At 73.7% G+C, this 25213-nt stretch carries 24 protein-coding genes and 1 riboswitch; of the genes, 14 read left to right on the top strand and 10 right to left on the bottom strand.

What is annotated here, in order from left to right:
* The first annotated feature begins 70 nt into the window (after window positions 1–70).
* Complete coding sequence (locus tag ABZ497_RS07085) at window positions 71–1093, top strand: hypothetical protein (protein ID WP_329489138.1); 1023 nt, start codon at window positions 71–73, stop codon at window positions 1091–1093.
* Window positions 1094–1160: 67 nt separating this feature from the next.
* Here ABZ497_RS07085 and nagA read toward each other — a convergent pair whose 3' ends face one another.
* Window positions 1161–2363, bottom strand: coding sequence for an N-acetylglucosamine-6-phosphate deacetylase (nagA, locus tag ABZ497_RS07080; RefSeq protein WP_359803827.1), 1203 nt, complete (start codon window positions 2361–2363; stop codon window positions 1161–1163).
* Window positions 2360–3307, bottom strand: coding sequence for an ROK family protein (locus ABZ497_RS07075; protein ID WP_359803826.1), 948 nt, complete (start codon window positions 3305–3307; stop codon window positions 2360–2362). Before ABZ497_RS07075 ends, nagA begins: the two co-directional genes overlap by 4 nt.
* A 311-nt stretch (window positions 3308–3618) precedes the next feature.
* On the opposite strand from ABZ497_RS07075, the gene ABZ497_RS07070 reads away from it, so the two are divergent.
* Window positions 3619–4890 (top strand): extracellular solute-binding protein, encoded by a 1272-nt coding sequence (locus ABZ497_RS07070; RefSeq protein ID WP_329489141.1) that lies wholly within the window; start codon window positions 3619–3621, stop codon window positions 4888–4890.
* A gap of 31 nt (window positions 4891–4921) precedes the next feature.
* Here ABZ497_RS07070 and ABZ497_RS07065 read toward each other — a convergent pair whose 3' ends face one another.
* Complete coding sequence (locus tag ABZ497_RS07065; protein ID WP_329489142.1) at window positions 4922–5266, bottom strand: cupin domain-containing protein; 345 nt, start codon at window positions 5264–5266, stop codon at window positions 4922–4924.
* Between the two features lie 103 nt (window positions 5267–5369).
* Between ABZ497_RS07065 and ABZ497_RS07060 the strand changes: the two genes are divergently transcribed.
* Window positions 5370–5609 (top strand): DUF3263 domain-containing protein, encoded by a 240-nt coding sequence (locus tag ABZ497_RS07060; protein WP_329489143.1) that lies wholly within the window; start codon window positions 5370–5372, stop codon window positions 5607–5609.
* 87 nt (window positions 5610–5696) lie between these two features.
* The gene (otsB, locus tag ABZ497_RS07055; RefSeq protein ID WP_359803825.1) at window positions 5697–6566 is read left to right on the top strand and encodes a trehalose-phosphatase; all 870 of its coding nucleotides are present in this window, start codon (window positions 5697–5699) and stop codon (window positions 6564–6566) included.
* Window positions 6567–6615: 49 nt separating this feature from the next.
* Here otsB and ABZ497_RS07050 read toward each other — a convergent pair whose 3' ends face one another.
* Together ABZ497_RS07050 and ABZ497_RS07045 are read right to left on the bottom strand one after the other, a co-directional pair.
* Entirely contained in the window at window positions 6616–8085 is a 1470-nt protein-coding gene (locus ABZ497_RS07050) for a trehalose-6-phosphate synthase (protein WP_359803824.1), read from the bottom strand.
* Window positions 8086–8132: 47 nt separating this feature from the next.
* On the bottom strand, window positions 8133–9200 hold the full coding sequence (locus tag ABZ497_RS07045; RefSeq protein WP_329489146.1) for a glucosyl-3-phosphoglycerate synthase: 1068 nt from the start codon (window positions 9198–9200) through the stop codon (window positions 8133–8135).
* Window positions 9201–9349: 149 nt separating this feature from the next.
* Window positions 9350–9482, top strand: a riboswitch (SAM riboswitch).
* A 17-nt stretch (window positions 9483–9499) separates the two neighbouring features.
* On the opposite strand from ABZ497_RS07045, the gene thrC reads away from it, so the two are divergent.
* The 5 genes from thrC (at window position 9500) to ABZ497_RS07020 (ending at window position 14437) form a co-directional block, all read left to right on the top strand.
* Window positions 9500–10786 carry a threonine synthase gene (gene thrC / locus ABZ497_RS07040; RefSeq protein WP_329489147.1) on the top strand — a complete coding sequence of 429 codons (1287 nt, stop codon included), beginning with the start codon at window positions 9500–9502 and terminating at the stop codon, window positions 10784–10786.
* A 62-nt stretch (window positions 10787–10848) separates the two neighbouring features.
* Window positions 10849–11127 carry a ubiquitin-like small modifier protein 1 gene (locus ABZ497_RS07035; RefSeq protein ID WP_329489148.1) on the top strand — a complete coding sequence of 93 codons (279 nt, stop codon included), beginning with the start codon at window positions 10849–10851 and terminating at the stop codon, window positions 11125–11127.
* Between the two features lie 603 nt (window positions 11128–11730).
* A complete protein-coding gene (locus ABZ497_RS07030; RefSeq protein ID WP_030289665.1) occupies window positions 11731–11934 on the top strand; it encodes a cold-shock protein in 204 nt (67 codons plus the stop codon).
* A 414-nt stretch (window positions 11935–12348) separates the two neighbouring features.
* The gene (gene groL / locus ABZ497_RS07025; RefSeq protein ID WP_359803823.1) at window positions 12349–13971 is read left to right on the top strand and encodes a chaperonin GroEL; all 1623 of its coding nucleotides are present in this window, start codon (window positions 12349–12351) and stop codon (window positions 13969–13971) included.
* Window positions 13972–14071: 100 nt separating this feature from the next.
* A complete protein-coding gene (locus tag ABZ497_RS07020) occupies window positions 14072–14437 on the top strand; it encodes a hypothetical protein (protein WP_329489150.1) in 366 nt (121 codons plus the stop codon).
* Window positions 14438–14533: 96 nt separating this feature from the next.
* On the opposite strand, the gene ABZ497_RS07015 is transcribed toward ABZ497_RS07020, so the two are convergent.
* Entirely contained in the window at window positions 14534–15187 is a 654-nt protein-coding gene (locus ABZ497_RS07015; RefSeq protein WP_359803822.1) for a hypothetical protein, read from the bottom strand.
* A gap of 90 nt (window positions 15188–15277) precedes the next feature.
* On the opposite strand from ABZ497_RS07015, the gene ABZ497_RS07010 reads away from it, so the two are divergent.
* The 3 genes from ABZ497_RS07010 to ABZ497_RS07000 are packed head-to-tail and all read left to right on the top strand — an operon-like array spanning window position 15278 to window position 17305.
* Window positions 15278–15625 (top strand): PadR family transcriptional regulator, encoded by a 348-nt coding sequence (locus ABZ497_RS07010; protein WP_352297299.1) that lies wholly within the window; start codon window positions 15278–15280, stop codon window positions 15623–15625.
* Entirely contained in the window at window positions 15622–16563 is a 942-nt protein-coding gene (locus ABZ497_RS07005) for a hypothetical protein (protein ID WP_359803821.1), read from the top strand. Before ABZ497_RS07010 ends, ABZ497_RS07005 begins: the two co-directional genes overlap by 4 nt.
* Window positions 16564–16618: 55 nt before the next feature.
* Window positions 16619–17305 (top strand): copper homeostasis protein CutC, encoded by a 687-nt coding sequence (locus ABZ497_RS07000; RefSeq protein ID WP_352297294.1) that lies wholly within the window; start codon window positions 16619–16621, stop codon window positions 17303–17305.
* Between the two features lie 105 nt (window positions 17306–17410).
* Here the strand turns inward: ABZ497_RS07000 and ABZ497_RS06995 are convergent, their stop codons facing one another.
* The gene (locus tag ABZ497_RS06995) at window positions 17411–19462 is read right to left on the bottom strand and encodes an ATP-binding domain-containing protein (RefSeq protein WP_359803820.1); all 2052 of its coding nucleotides are present in this window, start codon (window positions 19460–19462) and stop codon (window positions 17411–17413) included.
* Window positions 19463–19792: 330 nt separating this feature from the next.
* On the opposite strand from ABZ497_RS06995, the gene ABZ497_RS06990 reads away from it, so the two are divergent.
* On the top strand, window positions 19793–19987 hold the full coding sequence (locus ABZ497_RS06990) for a hypothetical protein (RefSeq protein WP_329489156.1): 195 nt from the start codon (window positions 19793–19795) through the stop codon (window positions 19985–19987).
* 13 nt (window positions 19988–20000) lie between these two features.
* Here ABZ497_RS06990 and ABZ497_RS06985 read toward each other — a convergent pair whose 3' ends face one another.
* Window positions 20001–21638: a DNA repair helicase XPB gene (locus ABZ497_RS06985; RefSeq protein WP_359803819.1), complete on the bottom strand. Its 1638-nt coding sequence runs from the start codon at window positions 21636–21638 to the stop codon at window positions 20001–20003.
* An 83-nt stretch (window positions 21639–21721) separates the two neighbouring features.
* Window positions 21722–22132, bottom strand: a complete 411-nt coding sequence (locus ABZ497_RS06980) for a hypothetical protein (protein WP_329489158.1) — start codon at window positions 22130–22132, stop codon at window positions 21722–21724.
* Between the two features lie 103 nt (window positions 22133–22235).
* Here ABZ497_RS06980 and ABZ497_RS06975 point away from each other — a divergent pair, with 103 nt between their 5' ends.
* Window positions 22236–22496 carry a hypothetical protein gene (locus tag ABZ497_RS06975; protein ID WP_329489159.1) on the top strand — a complete coding sequence of 87 codons (261 nt, stop codon included), beginning with the start codon at window positions 22236–22238 and terminating at the stop codon, window positions 22494–22496.
* A gap of 33 nt (window positions 22497–22529) precedes the next feature.
* Here the strand turns inward: ABZ497_RS06975 and ABZ497_RS06970 are convergent, their stop codons facing one another.
* Entirely contained in the window at window positions 22530–25085 is a 2556-nt protein-coding gene (locus tag ABZ497_RS06970; protein WP_359803818.1) for a helicase C-terminal domain-containing protein, read from the bottom strand.
* Window positions 25086–25213 lie beyond the last annotated feature (128 nt).

The following is a 25213-nucleotide window of genomic DNA, read 5'->3' as shown; positions in this document are numbered from 1 at the left end:
TTCCCGGGTACGAGCGACCACCACGTGCGCCGACGGCAGGGAAGTCCGGCGGCGCCACCGCGATGGGGAGTTGACCACCGTGACGACCGCCGGCAGCAACGGAGTGCCCGAGGGCCCGGAGGGCGGTGCCCCCCAGGACGACGATCCCTTCGGCTACCTCTACCGTCCGGCCGGCGGCGGCGCCGCGCAGCCGGCCGAGCCGCAGCAGGGCGTACCCCGTACGTCGTACAACCGGCCGATGGAGGTCGGCCGTGCGCAGTACGGGCAGCAGCGCCAGCAGCCGTACCCGCCGCAGCAGGGCTACCCGCAGGGGCAGCCGTACCCGCCGCAGCAGGCCGAGTACGGCGGTGCGCCCACGCAGCACCAGCCGCCAGTGCCGCACCAGCCCGCGCAGCACCTGGAGTACGGCGGCGACGCGCCCACCCAGCAGACCCGGTACGCCGAGCGCTCCCGGCCGCAGCCGGGTGAGGAGCGGGCGAGCAGCGGGAGGAGCAAGGGCGCGGTGATCGGCGCGGTGGCGGTGGTCGCGGCCATCGCGATCGGCGCGGGCATAGCGCTCTCCACCGGAGATCCGGACGGCGGCAAGAGCGGAAAGAGCGGCACCCAGACCACGGCCCCGCCGGCCCCGAGCGCCACCACCGCGGGCCCGTCCGCCTCCGGCACGGCCTCGCCCGGCGCCACCGCCACCTCGGGTCCGGCCACCGTCGACGCGGGCCAGCTGCAGGGCCAGAACGCCCCGTCCGGCAACACCGTCAAGGGCGCCAAGTCGGCGGACGGCAGCTACCTGACCCTCCAGCCGGGTGCGACCGTGAGCTGGACCGGCGACATCGCCACGGCCGGCACGTACAAGCTGACCGTGCACTTCAACAACGCGGGCAGCGACGTGAAGGCCTCGGCCGCGGTCAACGGCAAGGACTGGCCGAGCGGGCTGTCGCTCAAGAACTACTCGCCCGGCAAGGACCCGGCGTCCTCCTGGTACACCACGTTCATACTCCCGCAGTTCCAGGCGGGCTCGAACACCGTCGCCATCATGAACCCGAGCGGCGGCCCGGTGCTGATCGACCAGCTGACCGTCGAGCCGTACGGCGGCTGACCGGCGCGCGGACGCGAAACGGCCGCCCGTTCCCGAGGGGGAGCGGGCGGCCGTCGCGCGTCCGGTGTCAGGCGGGCCGCACGGCGGCGAAGGTGTCGCCGCCGGTGATCCACTCGCCCCGGCGCATGACGGCGACGAGGCCGTAGCCGTCGGAGTCGAGGACGACGAGGTCGGCGTTCTTGCCGGCCGCCAGCGAGCCGGTCGAGTCGGCGAGACCGAGCAGGCGGGCCGGGACGGTGCTGAGCGATTCGACGGTCTCGGCCAGGGAGAGGCCGTTGACGGTGACGGAGCGCTTGAACGCGACGTCCAGGGTGAGCGTCGAGCCGGCGATCGCGCCGCCCTCGACCAGCCGCGCGACGCCGTCCTTGACCTCGACCTGGAGCGGGCCGAGGGGGTAGAGGCCGTCGCCCATCCCGGCGGCGCCCATGGCGTCGGTGATCAGCGCGACCCGGGAGGCGCCGGCCGTGCGGTAGGCGAGGTCGAGGACGGACGGGTGCAGGTGCACGCCGTCGTTGATCAGCTCGACGGTGACCCGCTCGTCCTCCAGCAGCGCCACGATCGGGCCCGGGGCGCGGTGGGCGATGCCGGGCATGGCGTTGAACAGGTGGGTCGCGACGGTGGCGCCGGCGTCAACGGCTTCGAGGGTCTTGGCGTAGTCCGAGTCGGTGTGGCCGACGGCGGCGATCACGCCGAGGTCGGCGAGCATCCGCACCGACTCCAGGCCGCCGGGCAGCTCGGGGGCGAGGGTGACCATCTTGGCGTGGCCGCGGGCCGCGTCGACGAGCTTGCGGACCAGCGCCGGGTCCGGGTCGCGCAGCAGGTCGGGGCGGTGCGCGCCGCAGCGGTTGTGGGAGATGAACGGGCCCTCGAAGTGGATGCCCGCCAGGACACCGTCCTCGACGAGTTCGGACAGCACGCCGGCCTGGCGGGCGACCTCGTCGATCTCGCCGGTGACGGTGGAGGCGACCGTGGTGGTGGTGCCGTGTTCGAGGTGGACGCGGGCGGCCCGCAGGGCCTCCTCGGCGATCCCGGAGGCGTAGGAGGCGCCGCCGCCGCCGTGGACGTGCAGGTCCACGAAGCCGGGGACGACGGTGTACCCGGTCAGGTCGAGATCGCCCGGCCGCGCCGCGCCGCCCGTGATGCCGGCGATCCGGTCGCCCTCGACCGTGAGCCGGTCGCCCTCGACGACACCGCCCGGCAGGACCAGCCGGGCGCCGGCCAGGGCGATGCCCGCGGGCCGGGCCGCCGATTCGATTCGCGCGGTGGTCACGCGGTCACCTCCATGGAGAGCAGATCCCAGGCGAGCAGGCCGGCGCCCAGGGACGCGGCGGTGTCTTTGAGCATGGCGGGTACGACCTCGGGGGGCATCTGGAAGGTCAGCCGCTCGGAAACCGCCGCGCGCAGGGGCGTGAAGAGGGTGTCGCCGGCCTCGGCGAGGCCGCCGCCGACGATCACCGTGGACGGGTCGAGCAGGCTCTGGGCGAGCACGATGCCGTCGGCGAGGGCGTCCACCGCGTGCTGCCAGACCGCGACCGCGCGGGGGTCCCCGGCGTCCACCGCGACGGCGCAGGATGCCGCGTCGGCGTCGGGGTCCCCGCTGGCCGCGGCCCAGGCCCGGGAGACGGCGGAGGCGGAGGCTAGGGTCTCCAGGCAGCCCCGGGCGCCGCAGCCGCACCGCGGCCCGCCCGGGCGGACCACGACGTGGCCGATCTCGCCGCCGTAGCCGTGGGCGCCGGCCTCGATCCGGCCGCCGATGCCGATGGCGCCGGCGATCCCGGTGCCCAGCGCGACGAACAGGAAGCGCTCCACACCCCGCCCGGCGCCGAGGCGGCCCTCGGCGAGCCCGCCGGAGCGCACGTCGTGGCCGAGCGCGACCGGCATCGCGGTGCCGCCCGCCCCGGCCAGGCGCGCGCCCAGCAGTTCGCGCATCGGGAGGTCCCGCCAGCCGAGGTTGGCGGAGAAGACCGCGATGCCGTTCTTCTCGTCGATCGTCCCCGGGACGGCGACGCCCGCCGCCAGCGGGGCGACGCCGAAGCGGCTGCGACCTTCGTCCGCCAGGTCGGCGGCGAAGTCGAGGATGGCGGCGACGACGGCATCAGTGCCGTGCTCCCGCCCGGTCGGTCGGCGTGCCTCGAACAGCACGGAGCCGTCCTGGGCGAGCAGCGCGGCCTTCATGCCGGTGCCGCCTACATCGAGTGCGATGACGTGCTTCACGGAGGACAGTTTCCCTTGGCTGGGTCGGAGAGGTCTAGTCCAGTTGTCGGATTGGTCTGGTCCAAAGTAGGTGAGCTTTGTCGCAGAACCATGTGGTGTGCGGCACTTTGCGCCCGCCCGGAGAGGGCGGTTTTCACGCGGATTCATTGCGCATCGTGCAATGACCTCCGCACTTCGATAACTACCCGGCGGTGACGGCCCACAGGTGTGGACCACTGTGCACCGCATTTGGCAGGGTTGCCGCCTCCCCTCCGCCGGATTCCCCCCTCCGGCCCCCCGCTTCCTTTCACCCCCCGAAGGCGGTACCCGCGTTGATCAGGCGCGCCCAGGCCCCCACCCGGCTGCTCGGCACCGCGCTGGCCGGAGCGCTGCTGCTCACCGGCTGCGGCGGCCAGGACGACAAGACCGTCACCCTCAAGCTCGTGGCGGCCGACTACGGCGAGGACGCGGCCACCAGCTCCAAGCTGTACTGGGACGACGTCGCCCGCCGCTTCGAGGCCGCCAACCCGGACATCCGGATCGACGTCGAGGTGACGAGCTGGACCGACATCGGCAAGCGGGTCGACGACCTGGTGGCCGCCGGCAAGTCGCCCGACCTGCTGCAGACCGGCGGCTTCGCCGACCAGGCGGTGGCGAACCGGCTGTACCCGGCGGGTGACGTCCTCTCGCTGGAGACCCAGGCCAACATCATGGAGTCGTTCGCGCACGCCGGCCAGGTGCTCGGGACGCAGTACGGCATCCCGTTCGTCTCCTCCTCCCGGGTGCTGTTCTACAACAAGGCGGTCTTCCAGAAGGCCGGGATCACCCAGCCGCCGGCCACCTGGAACGAGCTCCGGCAGGCCGCCGAGAAGATCAAGGCCAAGGTGCCGGGGGTCACGCCGTACGGGCTGCCGCTCGGCCCCGAGGAGGCCCCGGCCGAGTCGATGCTGTGGACGCTGAGCGGTGGCGGCAGCCTCTCCGACGACGTCGGCAACTACACCATCGACAGCACGGAGAACCAGGCCACCTTCACCTGGCTGCGCACCAACCTGGTCGACACCAAGCTGACCAACCCCGATCCCGGGAAGACCAACCGCACGCCGATGTTCACCGACTTCGCGGCCGGGAAGGTCGCGATGCTCAACGGGCACCCGACGCTGCTGCGGATGGCGGCCAAGGGCAAGATCGACTTCGGCACGGCGCCGATCCCGAAGAAGGACGGGCTGGCGAAGACCGGCAGCCTCGGGGTGGCCGACTGGATGATGGCGTTCAAGGCGAACGGGCACCGCAACGAGATCCGCAAGTTCCTCAGCTTCGTGTACGCCAAGGACAACCAGCTCAAGTTCGACGAGACGTACAACCTGCTGCCGGTCACCCAGGACGCCTTCACCGCGGTGACCAAGGACGGGAGGCACGAGGACCTCAAGCAGTTCGCGGCCGGCCTGACCAACGCGAGCTTCTACCCCTTCGGGGACCCGGCCTGGGCGGACGTCAGCAACCGGATCAAGGCGGGGATCGGCGGCGCCGTGACGGGCGACGCCAAGCAGGTGCTGGAGGGGCTCCAGGAGTCCGCGGTGAAGGAGGCGGCCCGGGTCCGCAAGTGACGGATCCCGGGCCGGGCGGCGGGTGCGGACGTCAGAGGGTGATGGCGTAGGCCTTGCGGAGGGTCTCGTGGACCGTCCACGTGGTGCGGTCGCCGGCCCGCAGGACGGCGCAGTCGCCCGGACCGACCTCCAGGGTCGGGCCGCCGTCGATCTCGACGGTGGCCCGGCCGCTGAGCACCACGAACATCTCGTCGGCCTCGACGTCGGTGACCACGCCGGGGGTGATCTGCCAGATGCCGCGCAGCTGGCGGCCGTCGGGGGACTCGGAGAGCACGCGGCCGGAGACCTCGGGGGTGCCGGAGACGATCTGGGCCGGGTCGAGCGGGTCGGGTTCGAGCTCGGCGGTCGGGATGTGCACGGCGAAGCTGGGCGTCATGGGGTGACGCTAGCCCGGGCGGGGACGCCGGCGGGGGCGCAAGGTGTGTCGCCTCGCCGGGGGAGAATGACACTCCGTAGTGCTGGACGGAGGTGGGTCGCGGATGGGTGCGGGGACGGACGGGCTCGACGAGCGGGACACGGCGGTGCTGGAGCTCGAAGGGCGGCAGTGGCGGACGGCCGGGGCCAAGGAGCGGGCGATCCGCGAGGAGCTGGGGCTCTCCAGCACGCGCTACTACCAGCTGCTGAACGCCCTGCTGGACCGGCCGGCGGCGCTGGCGCACGCGCCGGTGCTGGTGAACCGGCTGCGGCGGGTGCGGGAGGCACGGCGCGCGGCCCGGTAGCCCGGGTGGTCGCGGGCCGCTCGGGCCACCGGGGCGTTCCCGGGTCCGGAGGCGGGTCGGGCCCGGAAGGCTGGGTAGGTTCCGGACATGGGTCTTGAGGACATGGGTCTTGAGGAGATGGCGGAGCCGGGGAACGAGGCCGGACGGGCGGGGCTGGAGGCGATCCTCCGGGCGCCCCGGGAGGCGGTGGTGGCGCTCGACTTCGACGGCACGCTGGCGCCGATCGTGGCGGATCCGAGCCGGGCGCGGGCGCATCCGGGAGCGGCGGGCGCGCTGGCGGAGCTGGCGCCCCGGGTCGGCGCGATCGTGGTGGTGACCGGCCGGCCGGCCGCCCTGGCGGTGGAGTACGGCGGGTTCGGCGACGTCGACGGCGTGGTGGTGCTCGGGCACTACGGGGCCGAGCGCTGGGAGGGCGGCGAGCTGACTGCGCCGCCGGCGCACCCGGGAGTGGCACGGGCGCGGGCCGCGCTGGACGGCGTACTGGCGCGGGTCGGAGCGCCGGCCGGGACGTGGGTGGAGGACAAGGGGCGCTCGCTGGCCGTCCACACCCGGCGGACGGAGGCGCCGGAGGAGGCGTTCGAGCTGCTGCGCGCCCCGGTGGAGGCGCTGGCCGCCGAGCACGGGCTGGTGGTGGAGCCGGGCCGGCTGGTGCTGGAGCTGCGGCCGCCGGGGGTGGACAAGGGCGCCGCGCTGACCGGGTTCCTGCGCGAGCGGGGCGCCCGGGCGGTGCTCTACGCGGGGGACGACCTGGGGGACGTGGCGGCCTTCGCGGCCGTGGAGAAGCTGCGCGGCGAGGGGCTGGCCGGCCTGCTGGTGTGCAGCGGCACGGTCGACGGCGACGCGCCGGTGCGGGAGCTCGCCGACCGGGCGGACCTGGTGGTCGCCGGCCCGGCCGGCGTGGTGGGGCTGCTGACGGCGCTGGGAGCGGCGCTCGGGGACCGGGCCCAGGGCTCCTAGGGCCGGCCGTGCCGGCCGGCGGTCGAGCCGCCGGCCGGCGCGGCGGCGGTCAGTCCAGCGCCGTCAGCTGGTCGAGGAACCACTGCTGCGGCGGCAGCGCCGTCGAGGCGGCGGCGAGGCGCTTGGTGCGGTCGGCGCGCTCGTCCTCGGGCATGGTGAGCGCCGTGTGCAGGGCCTCCGCCGTGGCGATGACGTCGTACGGGTTGACGCACAGGGCGTCGTCGGCCAGCTCCGCGTGGGCGCCGGCCTCGCGGGAGAGCACCAGGGCGCAGCCGCGGTCGGAGACCACCGGGACCTCCTTGGCGACCAGGTTCATGCCGTCGCGGATCGGGTTCACCAGGGCGACGTCGGCCAGCCGGTAGGCCGCGAGGGAGCGCGGGAAGTCGTCGTTGACATGCAGGATCAGCGGCTGCCAGTCGGCGGTGCCGAACTCCGCGTTGATCTCGGCGGCGATCCGCTCGACCTCGGCGGTGTAGGCGCGGTACTCGGCGAGGTCGGTGCGCGAGGGGTAGGCGAAGGCGATGTGCACCACGCTGTCCAGCCACTCGGGGCGGGTGCGGAGCAGGTGCCGGTAGGCCTGGAAGCCGCGGACGATGTTCTTGCTCAGCTCGGTGCGGTCGACCCGGACGACGGTGCGCCGCCCGCCGACCGCCTCGCGCAGGGTGGCGAGCCGCTCGTCGACGTCCGGGCGGTGGGACCGCTCGCGCAGGAAGTCGGCGTCGGCCCCGAGGGCGTGCACGCCGAGCCGGGTGGTGCGGCCCGCGTGCGTCACGGTGAGGGCCTCGCGGTCGATGTCCGCGCCGAGGACGTCCGCGCAGCAGTCGGCGAAGGCGAGGGCCCAGCGGCGGGTGAGGAAGGCGGCCCGGTCGGCGCCGAGGATGCCGGTGAGGACGCTCTCGGCGACGTCGTCCGGCAGCAGCCGGAAGTACTCGGGCGGGGCCCACGGGGTGTGCGAGAAGTGGCCGATGCGCAGGTCGGGGCGGGCGGTCCGGAGCAGGGCCGGGGCCAGCGAGAGGTGGTAGTCCTGGATCAGTACCGCGGCCCCGGGCGCGGCCTCGGCGGCGAGGGCCTCGGCGAAGGCGGCGTTGTAGGCGCGGTAGGACTGCCATTCGGAGCGGAACTCCGCGCCGAAGGAGGGGGCCGTCGGGGTGGCGTAGAGCAGGTGGTGGACGAACCAGAGGGTGGAGTTGGCGACGCCGTTGTAGGCGGCCGCGAAGGTCTCCGGGTCTATGTCCAGCATCCGGACGGCCTGTCCGCCGACGTCGTGGCCGGCCCGGTCGAGGCGGCCGTCGGGGGCCTCCCGGGCGGCCCGGCGGTCGGCGTCGCCGAGCGCCGCGCAGACCCAGACGGCATGCGGGTCGTCGATCGCGGAGAGTCCGGACACCAGCCCGCCGCCGCCCCGGCGCAGGGTCAGGGTGCCGTCGGCCGCGGTACTGAATGACACCGGTCCCCGGTTGGAGGCCACCAGTACGGTGGCGGAACCGGTCGCACTCGAACGTTCGGTCGTGAGATCGCCCATGGTTGGTACGTTGCCGTGGGCCCGGGTCGGCAAACCCCCGTCCGGCGTCAGGCCTGGTGGCCGTGGTGGGCGGCGTACTCCGGGACGGTGTGCATCGGGGGCCGTTCCTCCGCCGTGATCGCATGGGTGTGCGGGGTGAAGATGGCGGCGCCGCCGGCCGGGGGCCCGGCCGCGGTGCGCGGGTCCCGGGTGAACTGGGTGAGCAGCGGGTGGACCAGGTCGGCGGAGGCCTTCAACCGGTGGGTCCGGTCCAGGCGTTCCAGGGCGGTGCGGTAGATGGTGGCGGCCATCCGGCCGAGTGCCTGGCTGTCCTGGTGGCGGTGGTGGCGTACGCCGACGTCCACCTGGGCGAGGGCGTCCAGGCCGGCGAGCTCCAGGGCGTCCACCAGGAGGCCGAGCTCGACGCCGTAGCCGGTGGGGAACGGCAGCCGTTCGAGCAGCGAGCGGCGGGCCGCGTACTCGCCGCCGAGCGGCTGGACGAAACCGGCGAGTTCCGGCCAGTGCAGGTTGAGCAGGGGGCGGGCGACCAGCTCGGTGACCCGTCCGCCGCCGGAGGGGACCACGGCGGCGTCGCCGGAGCCGGAGCCGTTCGTCACTTCGAGCGGCCGGTCGTACATGGCCTTGACCAGCTGGATGTCCGGCTCGGTGAGCAGCGGGCCGATGATGCCGGAGACGAAGGCGGGGTCGAAGGAGCGCAGGTCGGCGTCGACGAAGCAGACGATCTCGCCGCTGGTGACCAGCAGCGAGCGCCAGAGCACCTCGCCCTTGCCGGGGGAGGCGGGCAGCCGGGGCAGGATGTCGTCGCGGTGGACGACCCGGGCGCCGGCCTCGGCGGCCGCGGCGGCGGTGCCGTCGACGGAGCCGGAGTCGACGACGACGAGTTCGTCGACGAGGGGCAGGCGTTCCATCAGCTCGCGGCGCACGGTGCGGACGATGTCGCCGACGGTGGCCTCCTCGTCCAGGGCGGGCAGCACCACGCTGACGGTGCCGGCCCGACCCGCCGCCTGCTTGGCCGCCAGCAGGGCGCCCACCGGGCGGTCGGCCGCGCTCCAGGAGCGGCGGCGCAGCCAGGACGCCGCCTTCGGGAGGAGCGCGGGTGTCGGTTCGGCGGGCACGGAACTCTCCTCGACGGATCGGGGTGGGACGGGGCATCTCGCGTGGCGGACGGTCCCGTTCAGGGTTGACGCCTTCGGATACAGTCTTCGTACAGCGATCGGACCTTCGCACGCCGGGGTCGTCGCTGAGCAGGACCACAACTTCACAGAGCTCATCCAGAGGGACTGAGGGAACGGCCCGTTGACGTCCCGGCAACCTTCTCGCACGGCAGGCCTCCGGCCCCGGCGGGACAGGTGCCAATTCCGGCCTGTGGCGCGCCCGCGTCACGGGGAAGATGAGGAGAGAGGCCTCCGCCATCATGGCTATCGACACCGCCGCAGCCGCCCCCGCGACCGTTGATCTCGGTCCCGCCGTCGCACTGTCCTGTCGGGAGTGCGGTACCCGGTTCCCGCTCGGTCCCAGCTTCGCCTGCCTGGAGTGCTTCGGGCCGCTGGAGATCGCCTACGACTTCGGGAGCGAGGGCGCGGAGGAGCTCCGCAAGCGGATCGAGGCCGGTCCGGCGTCGATCTGGCGCTACGCCCCGCTGCTGCCCGTCCCGGCCGACGTGGCCGACAAGCCGAACCTCAACCCGGGGTGGACCCCGCTGGTGAAGGCGGACAACCTGGGCCGCGAGCTCGGGTTCACCGCCCAGCTGCACGTCAAGGACGACTCCGGCAACCCGACGCACTCCTTCAAGGACCGGGTGGTCGCCTGCGCGATCGAGGCGGCCCGGGCGTTCCACTTCACGACCCTCTCCTGCTCCTCGACCGGCAACCTGGCCGGCGCGGTGGGCGCGGCGGCGGCCCGGGCCGGGTTCAAGTCCTGCGTGTTCATCCCGCACGACCTGGAGCAGGGCAAGGTCGTCATGGCCGGTGTCTACGGTGGCGAGCTGGTCGGCATCGAGGGCAACTACGACGACGTGAACCGCTTCTGCTCGGAGCTGATCGGCGACCCGGCCGGTGAGGGCTGGGGCTTCGTCAACGTCAACCTGCGCCCGTACTACGGCGAGGGTTCCAAGACGCTGGCGTACGAGATCTGCGAGCAGCTCGGCTGGCGGCTGCCGGAGCAGATCGTCATTCCGATCGCCTCGGGCTCGCAGCTGACGAAGATCGACAAGGGCCTGCAGGAGCTGATCAAGCTGGGCCTGGTCGAGGACCGGCCGTACCGGATCTTCGGCGCCCAGGCGGCGGGCTGCTCACCGGTGTCGGCGGCCTTCAAGGCCGGCCAGGACGTGATCCGGCCGGTCAAGCCGGACACCATCGCCAAGTCGCTGGCGATCGGCAACCCGGCCGACGGCCCCTACGTGCTGGACATCGCCCGGCGCACCGGCGGGGCGGTCGAGGACGTCACCGACGCCGAGGTGGTCGCCGCGATCAAGCTGCTGGCCCGGACCGAGGGCATCTTCGCCGAGACCGCGGGCGGGGTGACCGTCGGCGTGCTGAAGAAGCTGGTCGAGACCGGACAGCTGGATCCGGCCAAGGAGACCGTCGCGATCAACACCGGTGACGGCCTGAAGACGCTGGACGCCGTCTCCGACTCCGGGATGACCACCGTCATCCGCCCGACGCTGGCCTCGTTCCGCGACGCCGGCCTCGCGTCCGCCTGACCCGCCCGCAGCCCCCGCAGCCCGTACCGGCCGCCCGGCCGCACCGCCCGAGGAGATCCCCCATGAGCGCCACCGTCCGCATCCCGACCATCCTGCGCACCTACACCGGCGGCGCCGCCGAGGTGGCCGCCGAGGGCGCCACCCTGGGCGACGTCATCGCCGACCTGGAGCGGAACCACGCCGGGATCGCCGCCCGGATCCTGGACGACGCCGGCAAGCTGCGCCGGTTCGTCAACGTCTACGTCAACGACGACGACGTCCGGTTCGCCGAGGGCCTGGCCACCGAGATCAAGGACGGCGCGAGCGTTTCGATCATTCCGGCGGTGGCCGGCGGCTGCTGATCCGCCCCTTTCCGACCAGGCCTTTCATCGGCCGACCCGTTTTCGACCGGGCCGTCCGTGCGTACGGAATTCCGATCTCCGTACGCGCGGGCGGCCCGCCGCATTCCGGCGGGAATATTTCGCAGTCCGGGGGAGTAGAGTGTGGCTCGTCCGGGAAGAGGGCCGCCCCATCCCCCTCGCGCCGGTACTCGAACTCCGTCCGCGCCCGTACCGCCGGTGTCTGTCCGGCCGCTGAGACCGGCGCCGGGGCCGTGGCCGTGAAACATGTCAGGCCGATGTCAGAATTCTCGAAGGCATTTGAGTAATTCGTCCGCTATGTCCGGCGTGAAATGCCGATTTCCTCCCGCTTTGGTCTGGCCTGTCCCCTGGCGGACCTAGGGAATTCCCAGCGGTTGACCCTGTTGCAGAGGGCGTCGATCCGGATACATTCAGCCGCGGTCGACGCAATCACCCGCTCACCGGAGGCCTTCCGGTGGTCTCCGCGGACGATTGTGGCGTGCACGGCTGCGCCCAGGGGGGGTTCCCCGGGCCGGCCTCAAACCAGACCCGGGCCCGCGACCTGCGGGCGCGTGAAGGGCCAGCACAGCACTAGGGGAGTTCGGAATGGCTCAGGGCACCGTCAAGTGGTTCAACGCGGAGAAGGGCTACGGCTTCATCGCGGTCGACGGTGGTGCGGACGTCTTCGTCCACTACAGCGCGATCCAGATGGACGGCTACCGCACCCTTGAGGAGGGCCAGCGGGTCGAGTTCGAGATCTCTCAGGGGCAGAAGGGCCCGCAGGCGGACATGGTCCGCGCCGCGGTCTGACCTTTCCGACCCCAGGAGTTCGGCTCGGCCCATTCGGCTGGTGCACCTCTTGCTTCACGACGGGCCCGTACGACACATGTCGTACGGGCCCGTCGGCATGTCCGGCGGGGGCCCGCGCGGCGTCCGGCGCGGGGGTGCCGAACACCCGGCGGCGGCCCAGCGGGGGCTCGCCGGGGGCTCGCCGACGGCGGCCGCAGGGGGCGGACGCGGCTCGCGGGTTGGGCGATTGGGCTTGCACTCGCCTACCCGGAGTGCTAATCATTGGCGTTAGCACTCACAGTGTGAGAGTGACAGCGGACTGGGTCGGTGAGGCCCCCGGGAGCGGTAGGGGAAAGGACCCCCGCACACCAGGGCCGTCCGTCGCGGGCACCCCTTGGTCCGAGCAGTCGACCGTGTCCCGGAGGACCACTTCTGATGGCCAAGATCATCGCCTTTGATGAGGAAGCTCGCCGCGGCCTTGAGCGTGGCATGAACCAGCTCGCCGACGCGGTGAAGGTCACGCTCGGCCCCAAGGGCCGCAACGTCGTGCTGGAGAAGAAGTGGGGCGCCCCCACGATCACCAACGACGGTGTCTCCATCGCCAAGGAGATCGAGCTCGAGGACCCCTACGAGAAGATCGGCGCGGAGCTCGTCAAGGAGGTCGCCAAGAAGACCGACGACGTCGCGGGTGACGGCACCACCACCGCCACCGTGCTGGCCCAGGCGCTCGTTCGCGAGGGTCTGCGCAACGTCGCCGCCGGCGCCAACCCGATGGCCCTGAAGCGCGGTATCGAGAAGGCCGTCCAGGCCGTCTCGGACCAGCTGCTGGCCCAGGCCAAGGACGTGGAGACCAAGGAGCAGATCGCCTCCACCGCCTCCATCTCGGCCGCCGACACCCAGATCGGCGAGCTCATCGCCGAGGCCATGGACAAGGTCGGCAAGGAAGGCGTCATCACCGTCGAGGAGAGCAACACCTTCGGTCTGGAGCTCGAGCTCACCGAGGGCATGCGCTTCGACAAGGGCTACATCTCCGCCTACTTCGCCACTGACCTGGAGCGGATGGAGGCGACGTTCGAGGACCCGTACATCCTCATCGCCAACTCCAAGATCGGCTCGGTCAAGGACCTGCTCCCGCTGCTGGAGAAGGTCATGCAGAGCGGCAAGCCGCTCGTCATCATCGCCGAGGACGTCGAGGGCGAGGCCCTGTCGACCCTGGTCGTGAACAAGATCCGCGGCACCTTCAAGTCCGTCGCCGTCAAGGCCCCGGGCTTCGGCGACCGCCGCAAGGCCATGCTCGGCGACATCGCCATCCTCACCGGTGGCACCGTGATCTCCGAGGAGGTCGGCCTCAAGCTGGAGAACGCCGGCATCGACCTGCTGGGCACCGCCCGCAAGGTGGTCATCACCAAGGACGAGACCACCATCGTCGACGGTGGCGGCGACAGCGACCAGGTCGCCGGCCGCGTGAACCAGATCCGTGCCGAGATCGAGAACAGCGACTCGGACTACGACCGCGAGAAGCTCCAGGAGCGCCTCGCCAAGCTGGCCGGCGGCGTGGCCGTCATCAAGGCCGGCGCGGCCACCGAGGTGGAGCTCAAGGAGCGCAAGCACCGCATCGAGGACGCCGTCCGCAACGCGAAGGCCGCCGTCGAGGAGGGCATCGTCGCCGGTGGTGGCGTCGCGCTGCTGCAGGCCGGTGTCGCGTTCGACAAGCTGGAGCTGGAGGGCGACGAGGCCACCGGTGCCAACATCGTCCGCGTGGCGCTGGAGGCCCCGATCAAGCAGATCGCGACCAACGCCGGCCTCGAGGGCGGTGTCGTGGTGGAGAAGGTGCGCAACCTCCCCGCCGGCCACGGCCTGAACGCCGCCACCAACACCTACGTCGACCTCATCGCCGAGGGCATCATCGACCCGGCGAAGGTCACCCGTTCCGCGCTGCAGAACGCCGCCTCCATCGCGGCGCTCTTCCTCACCACCGAGGCCGTCATCGCCGACAAGCCGGAGAAGGCCGCCGCGGCCGCCGGCGGCGGCATGCCGGGCGGTGACATGGACTTCTGATCCCCTCCGGGATCGGTCGTTTCCCGATCGCACGGGCGGTTCCCCTCGGGGAGCCGCCCGTGCGGCGTTGTGTCCGGCGCCGTTTTGGGACAATGGACGGATGGCTGCCACCGCTGATGACATCGAGACCGCCCTGCACAACGCGCGGGCGCTGATCCTGGCCGACCTGACCGCGCGGGACGTGGCGGACGCCGCCGTGGTGTCGCTGGTCGAGGACGCCGTGACGCACCGCCGGTGGTGGCTTGAGCAGTGGCCGGACGGCGCCGAGTACGTGCTCGGGCTGGTCGCCCAGGACGTCCAGGACGCGCTGCTGGAGGCCTACGGCCGCTGGCCGCTCTGCACCTCCTGCGCGGCCGACGGGGACCCGCACGCGTTGGGCGTCGAGCCCGAGCTGGGGCCGGAGCCGCACTGGGTCTGCGGCAAGGCGGGGGCGGTGGTGGCGCCCGTCGGCCGGCTCGACGGCTGATCCCGCCCCGGCCCGGCTCCGGCGCTCCGTGCGCCGGGCCGGGCCTTCGCGCGTCCCGGGCGGGTCGGCCGCTCAGTGAGTCATCGAGTCGGCGCGTCAGCCTTCGAGCCGGTCGAGTTCGGCCGCCAGGTTGGCCCGGGCGGCGGCGTCGAAGCGCTCGCGGGCGAGGGGTGTGCGGTAGAGCGCGGGCAGGGCCAGGAGCCGGCGCAGGATGTCGGCCCGCCCGGCGCGGAAGTCCGGCTCCGGGACGAAGGCGTACTCCTCGCGCACCGCGGCCGCGTAGGCGGCGTACGCCCGCGGGTCGCCGCCGAGGACGGCGAGGTCCGCGTCGCAGAGCACCTCGCCGTCCCGGTCGCCGGGTTCGGGGCGGTGCGAGACGGTGAGCCGGACCAGACGGGCCACCTCGGCGGTCCGCGGCTCGGACAGGCCCGCCTCGGTGAGCGCCCGGACGGCGAGGGCGGCGCTGCGCTCCTCGTTCTCGGAGCGGTCCGGGCGGTAGACGGCGTCGTGGAACCAGGCGGCCAGCCGGACGGTGTCCGGGTCCTCGGCGTGCGCGGCGAGCACGTCCACGTGGCCGAGCACCGCCCGCAGGTGGGCGGTGGTGTGGTAGCGGCGCTGCGGTTCGGTCCAGCGGCCCAGCAGGTCGCGGCCGTACGGCGCGGGGTCGGCGCCGGCGCCGCAGCGGCGCAGCAGGGCGGTCCAGTCGGCGAGCAGGTCGGCCGGGACGGGGGCGGCGGGCTGGTTCGGCATGGGCTCATTCTGGCGGGTGCCGGTCGCGGCACGGGCGGAGTCCGGCGGGTCCACTGGACGCATATGTAGTTTGACGATATATGTAGTCCTATGACAGAACGAGCCATGCAGGAGCCGACGCTGCTTCTGCTCACCGCGCTGGCCGACGCGCCCAGACACGGCTACGCGCTCATCCAGGAGGTCGCCGCGATCTCCGACGGCCGGGTGAAGATGCGCACCGGCACCCTCTACGGCGCGCTCGACCGGCTGCTCCAGCAGGGCCTGATCGAGGTCGCCGCCGAGGAGGTCGTGGACGGCCGGGCCCGGCGCAGCTACGCGCTGACGCCGGCCGGCCGCGGCGCGCTGGCGGCCGAGGCGGGGCGGCTGCGGGCCGTCGCCTCCGAGGCCGAGCGCCGGCTCTCCGCCGTGCTCTCGATGGTCAGGGGGGTCTTCGCGTGAGCATGCAGACCATCGACCGGCCGGTCGCCCTGCGGGCGGCGCTCCAGCTCTACCCGGCCCGCTACCGCCGCGAGCGCGGCGAGGAGCTGGCCGCGGTCTTCGCCGACACCACGGCGGAGGCGGACCGGCCCACCCTGCTGCGGGAGGCGCTGGACCTCGCCGCCTACGGCCTGCGGATGCGCGCCCGGCTGACCTCGGCGTCGGCGGCCGGGCGGCTGCTGGCGCTGGCGGTTCCGCTGGTGGCCGGCACCGCCGCGGGGGCCGCCCTCTACCCGTGGGTCAGCGACCCCGACCTGATCGCCTGGCGGATCCAGGGGGCGCACTCCTCGGTCCTGCTGGCGCTGACCGTGTTCGCGCTGCCGGTGGCCTCGCTGCTGCTGGCGGTGGCCGCGGTGCTGGGGCACTGGACGGCGGCCCGGGTCCTGTCGGTCGCGGTGATCGGCGCCGGTCTGCTGAACCTGGCCGACTCCGTCCTGAGCGTGGAGTTCGTCGACTGGTGGTGGTTCTCCTACAGCTCCACCTCCGCGCTGCCGTTCGTGCTGTCCGGTCTGCTGGTGCTCGCCGCACCGGGGGACCTGCTGGGCCGGCCGACCTGGCGGACCGCGGCCCTGGTGCCGCTGGGCGCGGTCGGGGGTCTGCTGGTGGTCAGCGCCCAGGGCGGCTGGGACACCCGGTACCTGATGAACGACCCGTGGGCCGCCCTGCTGCTGGCGGTTCCGCTGCTGCTGGTGTGCGCCGCGGCGCGCGGTTGGCTGGTGCCGGCGGCGATCGGGCTGGCGGTGCTGCCGCTGACCCTCTCGTTCAGCCTGTTCAGCCTCTGGGAGTCGGCCGGTGGGATCTGGAACCTGTTGGGGGTCGGCGCGGTCGGCGCGGCGTTCGTGGCGGTGGCCGGGATCGGCTGGCGGGGCATCGAGGGTCTGCGCCGCTCGGCTCTGTGACCGATCGGCCGTACGGGCCTCGCCGGGCGCCTCGCGATGTGGCAGGCTGTCTGATATGTCTAGACCAATTTTCGAAGTCATCGCGCTGACGCCCCAGGACGCCCAGGCCGCCGAGTCGGGCGGCGCCGACCGGCTCGAACTGGTCACGGACATGGCCGCCGACGGCCTCACCCCGTCGGTCGAGGACTTCGCCAAGATCCGGGCCGCCGTGGAGCTGCCGCTGCGCGTCATGCTGCGCGTCCGGGACGGCTTCGCGCCGGGCGACCTGGACGAGCTGGTGGCCCGGGCCGCCGCGCTGCGGGCCGAGGGCGCCGACGAGTTCGTCTTCGGCTTCCTGACGGCCGACGGCGCCGTCGACCTCGCCGCCACCGAGGCCGTCGCCGACGCGGTGGCGGGCTGCCGCTGGACGTTCCACCGGGCGATCGACCACAGCGCCGACCGGACCGCCCTCCGGGCGGCCCTCGGCGCGCTGCCCGGGCTGGACACCTACCTCACCTCGGGCGCGGTGGCCGGGGTGGACGCGGGCCGGGAGGTGCTGCTGGCCGAGCTGGCCAGGGCCGGCGAGCCGGGGTACGGGCAGCGGATCCTGATCGGCGGCGGCCTGCGGGCCGAACACCTGCCCGGTTTGCGGGCGGCGGGCTTCGACGGCTTCCACGTCGGCGGAGCGGTGCGGGTCGCCGGATGGCAGTCCCCCGTGGACGCCTCCAAGGTCGCCGAGTGGCGGTCCCTGATCGATGGCTGAGCGTGAGAGCGCCGACAGCTGAGCGATCGGCGGTCCGCGACTCGACGCGCGAAGGGGACCGGCGGATACCGCCGGTCCCCTTCGCGCGTCCCGGGCCCGGCGCGGTCAGCCCAGCCGGTCGGGCAGCGGCTCGGCGTGCAGCACCGTCAGCCCGGAGACGGCACGGGTCAGCGCCACGTACAGGCGGCGCAGGCCGGTCCGCTCGTCCGGCTCGCCGGCGACCACCGCGGCCGGCTCGTCCAGCACCACGTAGTCGTACTCCAGACCCTTGGCCAGCGAGGCCGGGACGAGGGTCAGCCGGGCCTCGGCGCTGGTCTCGGCGCCGGGGGAGAGGAACGGCAGGCCGGCCGCCGTCAGTGCCGCGGCGAGCAGCGGGACGCGCGCGTCGGCGGCGATCAGACCGGTCGAGCCCTCGTGCTCCAGGGCCCGGTGGCAGGCCTCGACGACCGCCTTCTCCAGCCCGTCGTCCGGGACGCGGGTGATCGTCAGCGAGCCGGGCGCCGCACGCACGGACGTCGCGGGGGCGAGACCGGGGGCGATCGCGGGCAGCAGCCGGGAGGCGTAGGCGATGACCTCCTCGGGGACGCGGAAGCCCTTGGTCAGCTCCTCGATGTGGGCGGCCGGCTTGCCCAGGTGGTGCAGCGCGTCCGGCCAGCTCGCCGTCGCCCAGGGGGTGGTGCCCTGGGCGAGATCGCCGAGGACGGTCGCCGAGCCCGTGGTGCAGCGGCGGCCGACGGCGCGGTACTGCATCGGGGAGAGGTCCTGGGCCTCGTCCAGCACCACGTGGCCGAGCGAGGGCGTGCGCTGGACCAGGTCGGTGGCCTCGTCCACCAGGACGGCGTCGGCCGGCGTCCAGCGGGCGGTCCGCACCGAGCGGCCGGGCTTGGACCAGAGCACCGTGCGCTGCTCCTCGGGGGTGAGGACGCCCTCCGCGCACCGCGCCAGGAACTCCGGGTCGGAGAGCAGCCGGTGCACCAGCCTGGCCGGATCGACCGGCGGCCAGCACTCCTTGACCGTCGCCTTCACCGCCGCGTTGCGGGCCACCGCGTCCTGCACCCGGTCGTCCGGCGCCTCGCCGCCCTGCTCCATCTTCAGCAGCACGGCGTGCGCGATCCGCTGGGGCAGGGCCTCCCGGGCCGCGCCGTAGCGGATGTCGCGGGCGGTCAGCTCCTCGACGATCTCGGTGAGCTCGTACACCGGCACGCGCCAGCGGCGGGAGCCGCGGACCACCACGCAGGGCTCGGTGGGCGCGGTGATGCCCGAACGCACGGCCCGGCGCAGCACCTCGGCCATCCGGGCGTCGCCCTTCAGCCGGGCCGCCTCGGCGGTGTCCTCGCCGCGCACCTCCACGTGCGCCACCAGCTGCTGCACGGTGGCCTGGGCCACCTCCAGCTCGCCGAGGGCGGGCAGCACCTGCTCGATGTAGGAGAGGAAGGCGTTGTTGGGGCCGATCACCAGGGTGCCCGTGCGGGCGAGCCGCTCGCGGTGCGCGTACAGCAGGTACGCCACGCGGTGCAGGCCGACGGCGGTCTTCCCGGTGCCGGGGGCGCCCTGGACGCAGACCGTGCCGGTGATGTCGGCGCGGACGATCTCGTCCTGCTCGGGCTGGATGGTGGCGACGATGTCGCGCATCGGGCCGACGCGGGGCTTCTCGATCTCGGCGGCGAGCAGCGCGGAGGAGGTGTCCGTCTCGGCCGGGTCGGTGAGGTGCTCGTCCTCGTAGGCGGTCAGCTCGCCGCCGGTGTAGCCGAAGCGGCGACGGCGCTCGACGTCCATCGGCGCGGTGCGGCTGGCCCGGTAGAACGGCTGGGAGACCGGCGCGCGCCAGTCGATCACCATCGGGTCGCCGTCGTGGTCGTGGACGTGGCGGCGGCCGATGTAGAAGCTCTCGCCGCCGGAGCCCTCGGAGAGGTCCTCGCTGATCGCGTGCAGGTAGTCGAGGCGGCCGAAGAACAGCGGGGTGTGCGAGAGGTCGGCCAGGGCGGCGATCCGGGCCTCGATCTGGTTCTGGAGCACGACGGCGGTGACCCAGGTGCCGGTCACGTCGCTGATGTCCAGGGACTCGACGTCCTCGCGCATCGCGCGCAGCGCGGCCCGGGAGGCGGCCAGGTGGTCGCGTTCGCGCTGGAGGGGGTCGGTGGTGGGGGTGGCGGGCACAGCGAACCTTCCCGGCTGCCCCGGAGACGGGCGCAGCGGATCGTTGGAGCTCACGGTGGATACAGCCGACCGTCCCTCCTTGCCCGGCGACGGGCAGGAGGGGCCCATCCGTGCGGTCGGCGCCTCCCCCGGCTGCCTGCGCGACTCAGCAGGTACCACGGTTCGGGAGGGGGCAGACGAGTGATCCTAGACCCGGCGGCCTCGGGGTTCCACCCCGTTCCCCCTCCGGGGCCCTCAGGGCCTGCGTACACCTGGAGGACGACCTACGTCCTGCCCGGTACGGCCTTTGGGGTGATGTGCTTCGGGCGGGCGGAAACTACCGTGGAACACATGAGCACCGTACACATCACGGCGCCGCGAGTGCCGTCCCAGAAGTCCGCCCCCGCCCGCCCGGCCGGGGCCACCGCCGCGGTCGGCCCCGGACACCGCCGCTCCCCGCTGACCACGGCCGTCCGCAACGTCGGCATCGCGCTCGACACCGCCGCGCGCGTGGTCTTCCTCGGGCGCGACGGCGTCAAGTACTGAGCGCCGCCGGGAGTTACAGCACGTCGTCCGCGTCGATGATGCGGTAGGCGTAGCCCTGCTCCGCCAGGAAGCGCTGGCGGTGGGCGGCGAAGTCCTGGTCGACGGTGTCGCGGGCCACCACCGAGTAGAAGTGCGCCGAGTGCCCGTCCGCCTTGGGGCGCAGGACGCGGCCGAGCCGCTGGGCCTCCTCCTGGCGGGAGCCGAAGGTCCCGGAGACCTGGATGGCGACGGTCGCCTCGGGCAGGTCGATGGAGAAGTTGGCGACCTTGGAGACGACCAGGACGCTGATCTCCTTGGTGCGGAAGGCCTCGAAGAGCTTCTCCCGCTGGGCGTTGCTGGTCTCGCCCTTGATCACCGGGGCGTCCAGCACCTCGCCGAGCTCGTCGAGCTGGTCGATGTACTGGCCGATGATCAGGGTCTGGTCCTTCTCGTGCTTCTTCACCAGCGCCTCCACCACCCGGCGCTTGGTCGCCGTGGTGGCGCAGAACCGGTAGCGCTCCTCGGGCTCGGCGGTCGCGTAGGAGAGCCGCTCGGAGTCGGTGAGGGTGACCCGGACCTCGCAGCAGTCGGCGGGCGCGATGTAGCCCTGCGCCTCGATCTCCTTCCAGGGCGCGTCGAAGCGCTTGGGGCCGATGAGCGAGAAGACGTCGCCCTCGCGCCCGTCCTCGCGGACCAGGGTGGCGGTCAGGCCGAGCCGGCGGCGGGCCTGGAGGTCGGCGGTGAACTTGAAGACCGGCGCGGGCAGCAGGTGGACCTCGTCGTAGACGACCAGGCCCCAGTTGCGGGCGTCGAAGAGTTCGAGGTGGGCGTAGACGCCCTTCCGCTTGGTGGTCATCACCTGGTAGGTGGCGATGGTGACCGGGCGGATCTCCTTGCGCGTCCCGCTGTACTCGCCGATCTCGTCCTCGGTGAGCGAGGTGCGCTTGACCAGCTCGTGCTTCCACTGCCGCGCCGAGACGGTGTTGGTGACCAGGATCAGGGTGGTCGACTTGGCCTCGGCCATCGCCGCCGCGCCGACCAGCGTCTTGCCGGCGCCGCAGGGCAGCACGACCACGCCCGAGCCGCCGTGCCAGAACCCCTCGACGGCCTGGGCCTGGTAGGGGCGCAGCTGCCAGCCGTTCTGGTCCAGCTCGATCGGGTGCGCCTCGCCGTCCACGTACCCGGCGAAGTCCTCGGCGGGCCAGCCGAGTTTGAGCAGGACCTGCTTGATCTGGCCGCGCTCGGAGGGGTGCACGATGACGGTGTCCGGATCGATCCGGGCGCCGACCAGCGGGGCGATCTTCTTGGAGCGCAGCACCTCCTCCAGCACCGGCCGGTCGGTGGTGGAGAGCACCAGCCCGTGGACGGGGTGCTTGGTGAGCTTGAGCCGGCCGTAGCGGGCCATCGTGTCGGCCACGTCCACCAGCAGCGCGTGCGGCACCGGGTAGCGGGAGAAGTTGACCAGGGCGTCGACCACCTGCTCGGCGTCGTGCCCGGCGGCACGGGCGTTCCACAGCCCGAGCGGGGTCACCCGGTAGGTGTGCACGTGCTCGGGCGCGCGCTCCAGCTCGGCGAACGGCGCGATGGCGCGACGGCAGTCGGAGGCCCTGGGGTGGTCGATCTCCAGAAGAAGAGTTTTGTCGCTCTGGACGATGAGCGGTCCGTCGTTCACGCGGGGAAGCCCTCCACTGGCTGACAGGTCTGCAGGGACGCAGACCCTCCAGTGTCGCGCATTCCGCCGCGAACCCGGGAGGGCTACTTCCACTCGTGCACGGTGACCTTGCCGGTGCCGCTGCCGTCGGTGTCGTACTCGAAGAGTCCGACGGTGTCGTTGAGCTGGGCGAAGGACTCGGACTGGCTCTCGAAGAAGATCGCGCCGCGCCACGCCATGGCGCCGCCGGGGCCGGTGAAGCGGCCGATGCCGCTGCCGTGCCAGCTGTAGCCCTCGCCGCGCTCGCTCATGCCCACGCCCTGGCCCTCGCCGAACAGCGTGCCGTCCGAGCGAAGCTGCGACTCGTAGGTGGCGAACTCCCTGACCCCGACGCCGAGGACGTCGCCGGTCGCCTCGAACGAGACCTCGACCACGGGATGGATGCCGTCCGTGGTGGCCAGCACCCGCCGGCCGGTGTCCCTGGTGGTCTGCGTGACTATCCGGTTGCCGAGCACGATGACTCCCTTCGCGAACCCCCACCTTCCGGAGTACGCCGGGTGCGACCGGCTCGTCAACCGCGGGCAGTGACCGGTGGACCGGTCGGTCGTTGTGCGGGGCATGAACAAGTCGAAGCGCGCCCTCACCGCCCTCGCCCTCCTCGGTTCGGCCTTCGCCGCGACCGCCTCCTCCGCCGGCTCGGCGCACGCCCTCGCGGGCATCGGCGAGGGCCCGGGCGGGCTGATGGCCGCCCCCGCCTTCCTGCTCGCGGACACCGTCGGCGGCGGCAGCCTGCCGGTCGGCCAGGGGGACATCGCGGCCATGGCCGACAAGGCGATGCAGGAGAAGGCGAAGGAGCAGGCCGCCAAGCAGGGGCACTGACCGCCGGTCGCCGGGCGGTTGCCCCGGAGGGCGCTACTCCTCCAGCTCGGCCACGCCGGTGATCCGGTGCAGGGCGAACGTGCGGAGTTCGTCCGCGTGGTGGTCGAAGGCGGTGACGAAGCCGCCTTCGACCTTGACCGGGTCGATGATGCGCTGGCTGGCGATCCCCTCGGCGTTCAGGTAGCCGATCCACATCCGCTCGCCGAGCAGGACGGCGGTCTGGAGCGAGGCGAGGGTCTCGGCCGCCGCCGTGCGGGGGAGCCGGCGCGGGTCGGGGGCCGGCTCCCGGCGGACGGCGGTGGCGGCGCGGTCACCGGCCCGGATCGCCTTGATGGCGGCGGCGAGCAGGACGTCGTCGGGCGTCGGGGGACCGTCCGGTACCGGTACGGGCGCCGCGCGCGGCGGGGTGCGGTGGCTGTCCGGGCGGGTGATCAGGACGTCGCCCTCGGCGGACTCGGCCGCGGGCGCGTAGCCCATGGTGCGCAGGGTGGCGAGCAGGACGTCCGGCGCGGCCTGGGAGGCCAGGACCGTCGGGGCGAGCAGGCGCAGCCGCAGGTCGACGGAGCGCCGGTCGGCCAGCACCTCGCCCAGCAGCGCCGGGTCGTCGCAGCGCAGGTACGAGGAGGCGGCGCCGACCCGCAGGATGCCGTGCCGCCGGGCCACGTCGTCGATCAGGTAGCTGAGCGGCTGCGGGACGGGCGTGCGGGAGTGCTGCTCCAGGAAGGCCTGGAGGTCGGCGGCGCTGCGGCCGGCGTCGAGGGCGCGGCGGACCGACTCGGGGGTGAACCGGTAGACGGTCGCGCCGCCCTTGGACTCGATGTCGGCGCAGAGCGCGAGCGCCTGGGCGAGCGGGGTGAGCAGCGGGCCGGGCGCGATCGCGGTGAGGTCCGGCTGGAGGATCACGTGGTCCAGCGGGCGCGGCAGCAACGGGGCGAGCACCTCGGCCGGGTCGGCCTCGGCGGTGAGCAGCGCGCGGCCGGGGGAGGCCAGTGCGCCGCGGCCGGTGATGCCGAGCAGTTCGGCCTCGGCGAGGGTCCAGCCGACGAGGTCGTCCCGGAGGTCGCGCCCCGGACCGGCGGCCGGGTGCGCCCCGGCGCCGCCGTGCGGCCCGTCGGCGGCGGGCCGGGCGGTGACCGGTCCGCCGCGCAGCGGGCGCTGCCACCGCAGGGTGGGCAGCAGTTCGTCGGCGGTGGCGGGGGTGCCGGGCGGCAGCTCGGCGAGCAGGGCGAGGGCGGCCCGGCGCACCGACGGGGCCAGGGTGCGGTCGAGTTCGGGGCCGAGGGCGGCGCGCGGCTTGCCCTTGCCGTCCGGGGTGCCGGTGAGGGCCGGGACGCGGGTGGCGGTGAGCCAGCCGGCGGCCAGGACGGCCCAGCGGTCGGCGGTGTCCTGCTGGAGCCAGCCGTCGTACGCCGGGGTGGGGGACCAGCGCTCGTCGGCCTCGCCGTCCGGGGCCAGCAGGCCCGCCGTGTAGGCGAGTTCGAGCCAGAACGCGGTCTGCTGCTCGGTGCTCTCCAGGGTCTGGGCGGTGCGTTTGAGGTCGCGGACGCCGAGGCCGCCGGCGCGCAGGGTCGGCGGCGGGTTGAGGCCCCAGAGGTCGAGCAGCTCCTCGACGGTCCGGACGGCGGTGTACGCCTGCCCGGCGGCGGCGCCGTCCACAGCCTGGGGATCGCGCGCGGCGGCGGCCGGGGCCGGTTCGGGCTGGACCGGCTCGACCAGGCGGTGGGTGCGGCCGCCGCGCAGGTGCAGGGCGAGCTCACGGGGCAGCACCACGCTGCCGGGGCTGCTCGGCAGCAGCAGGCCGCGGGCCAGCAGCCACTCGACCGGGCTCTGCGCGTCCTCGGCGGTGACCGGGCGGGTGGCGTCCGGGACGGTGCCGGTGGGCGGGCCCCAGACCAGGCGGTCCAGCAGGCGCAGGGCCGGCTCGGGGGCGGTGGCGAGCAGCGCGTCGCACCGGGCGCGGTCGGTCAGCAGGGCGGTGAGCGCGGCGACGGCGGTCACCGGGTCGGGCGTCGGCGGCTGCCCGGCGGAGACCAGCAACTGCTGGATCCGGGCCGGGGACATCCCGGCGGTCGCGTCGGCGAGCGTCGGGCCGAGGCCGGTGCGGCCGGGGTTCGCGGCGGTCGGCGCGAGTGCCTCGCGGGCGGCGATGACCAGTCGCAGCCCGTTGTCGGGGCCCCAGAGCAGCGCCCGGTCGCGCAGGGTGGCGAGGGCGCGGGGGAGCGCGGCGGTGACGGCGGCCCGGTCGGCGGTGCTCAGCGGGGTGGCGCCCGGGTGCGGCTTGACCTTGGCGGGGCCGGTCAGCAGGGTCCGGACGGTCGCCGGGGGCGCGCCGTCGGGGGCGGCGGCCAGGGCCTCGGCGACCTGGAGGGTGAAGCGGTCCAGCCGTTCCAGGGCGCGCAGTGCGGAGGCCCGGGAGGAGAGCCGGGCGGCGAGCTGGGTGAGGTCGCCGGGGACGGGGTTGAGCAGGTCGGGGCGGGACCGGAGCAGGGCGGCGAGGTCGTCGTCCGCGCGGCTGCGGAGCTCCTCGGCGAGGGTGCGGGGGCCGGCGGGCGCTTTGCCGGTGCGTTGGGGGCCCTGCTGTGTGGTCATTCGACCTAGGTTAGTCGGGTCGGGTGGTGGTGGGGATCCGTCGTCGGAGGGTGATCCGGCCGTGGTCGCCCGGGAGCGCGAGGCGGTGGACCGGCCGGTGGGCGGACCGGGCTCGCGTGGGCGGGGGC

The sequence above is a fragment of the Kitasatospora sp. NPDC005751 genome (genome assembly GCF_040630835.1).
Taxonomy (GTDB): domain Bacteria; phylum Actinomycetota; class Actinomycetes; order Streptomycetales; family Streptomycetaceae; genus Kitasatospora.
The sequence above is the reverse complement of the archived record's forward strand: the minus strand, read 5'-3'. Positions and strand labels throughout refer to the sequence as shown.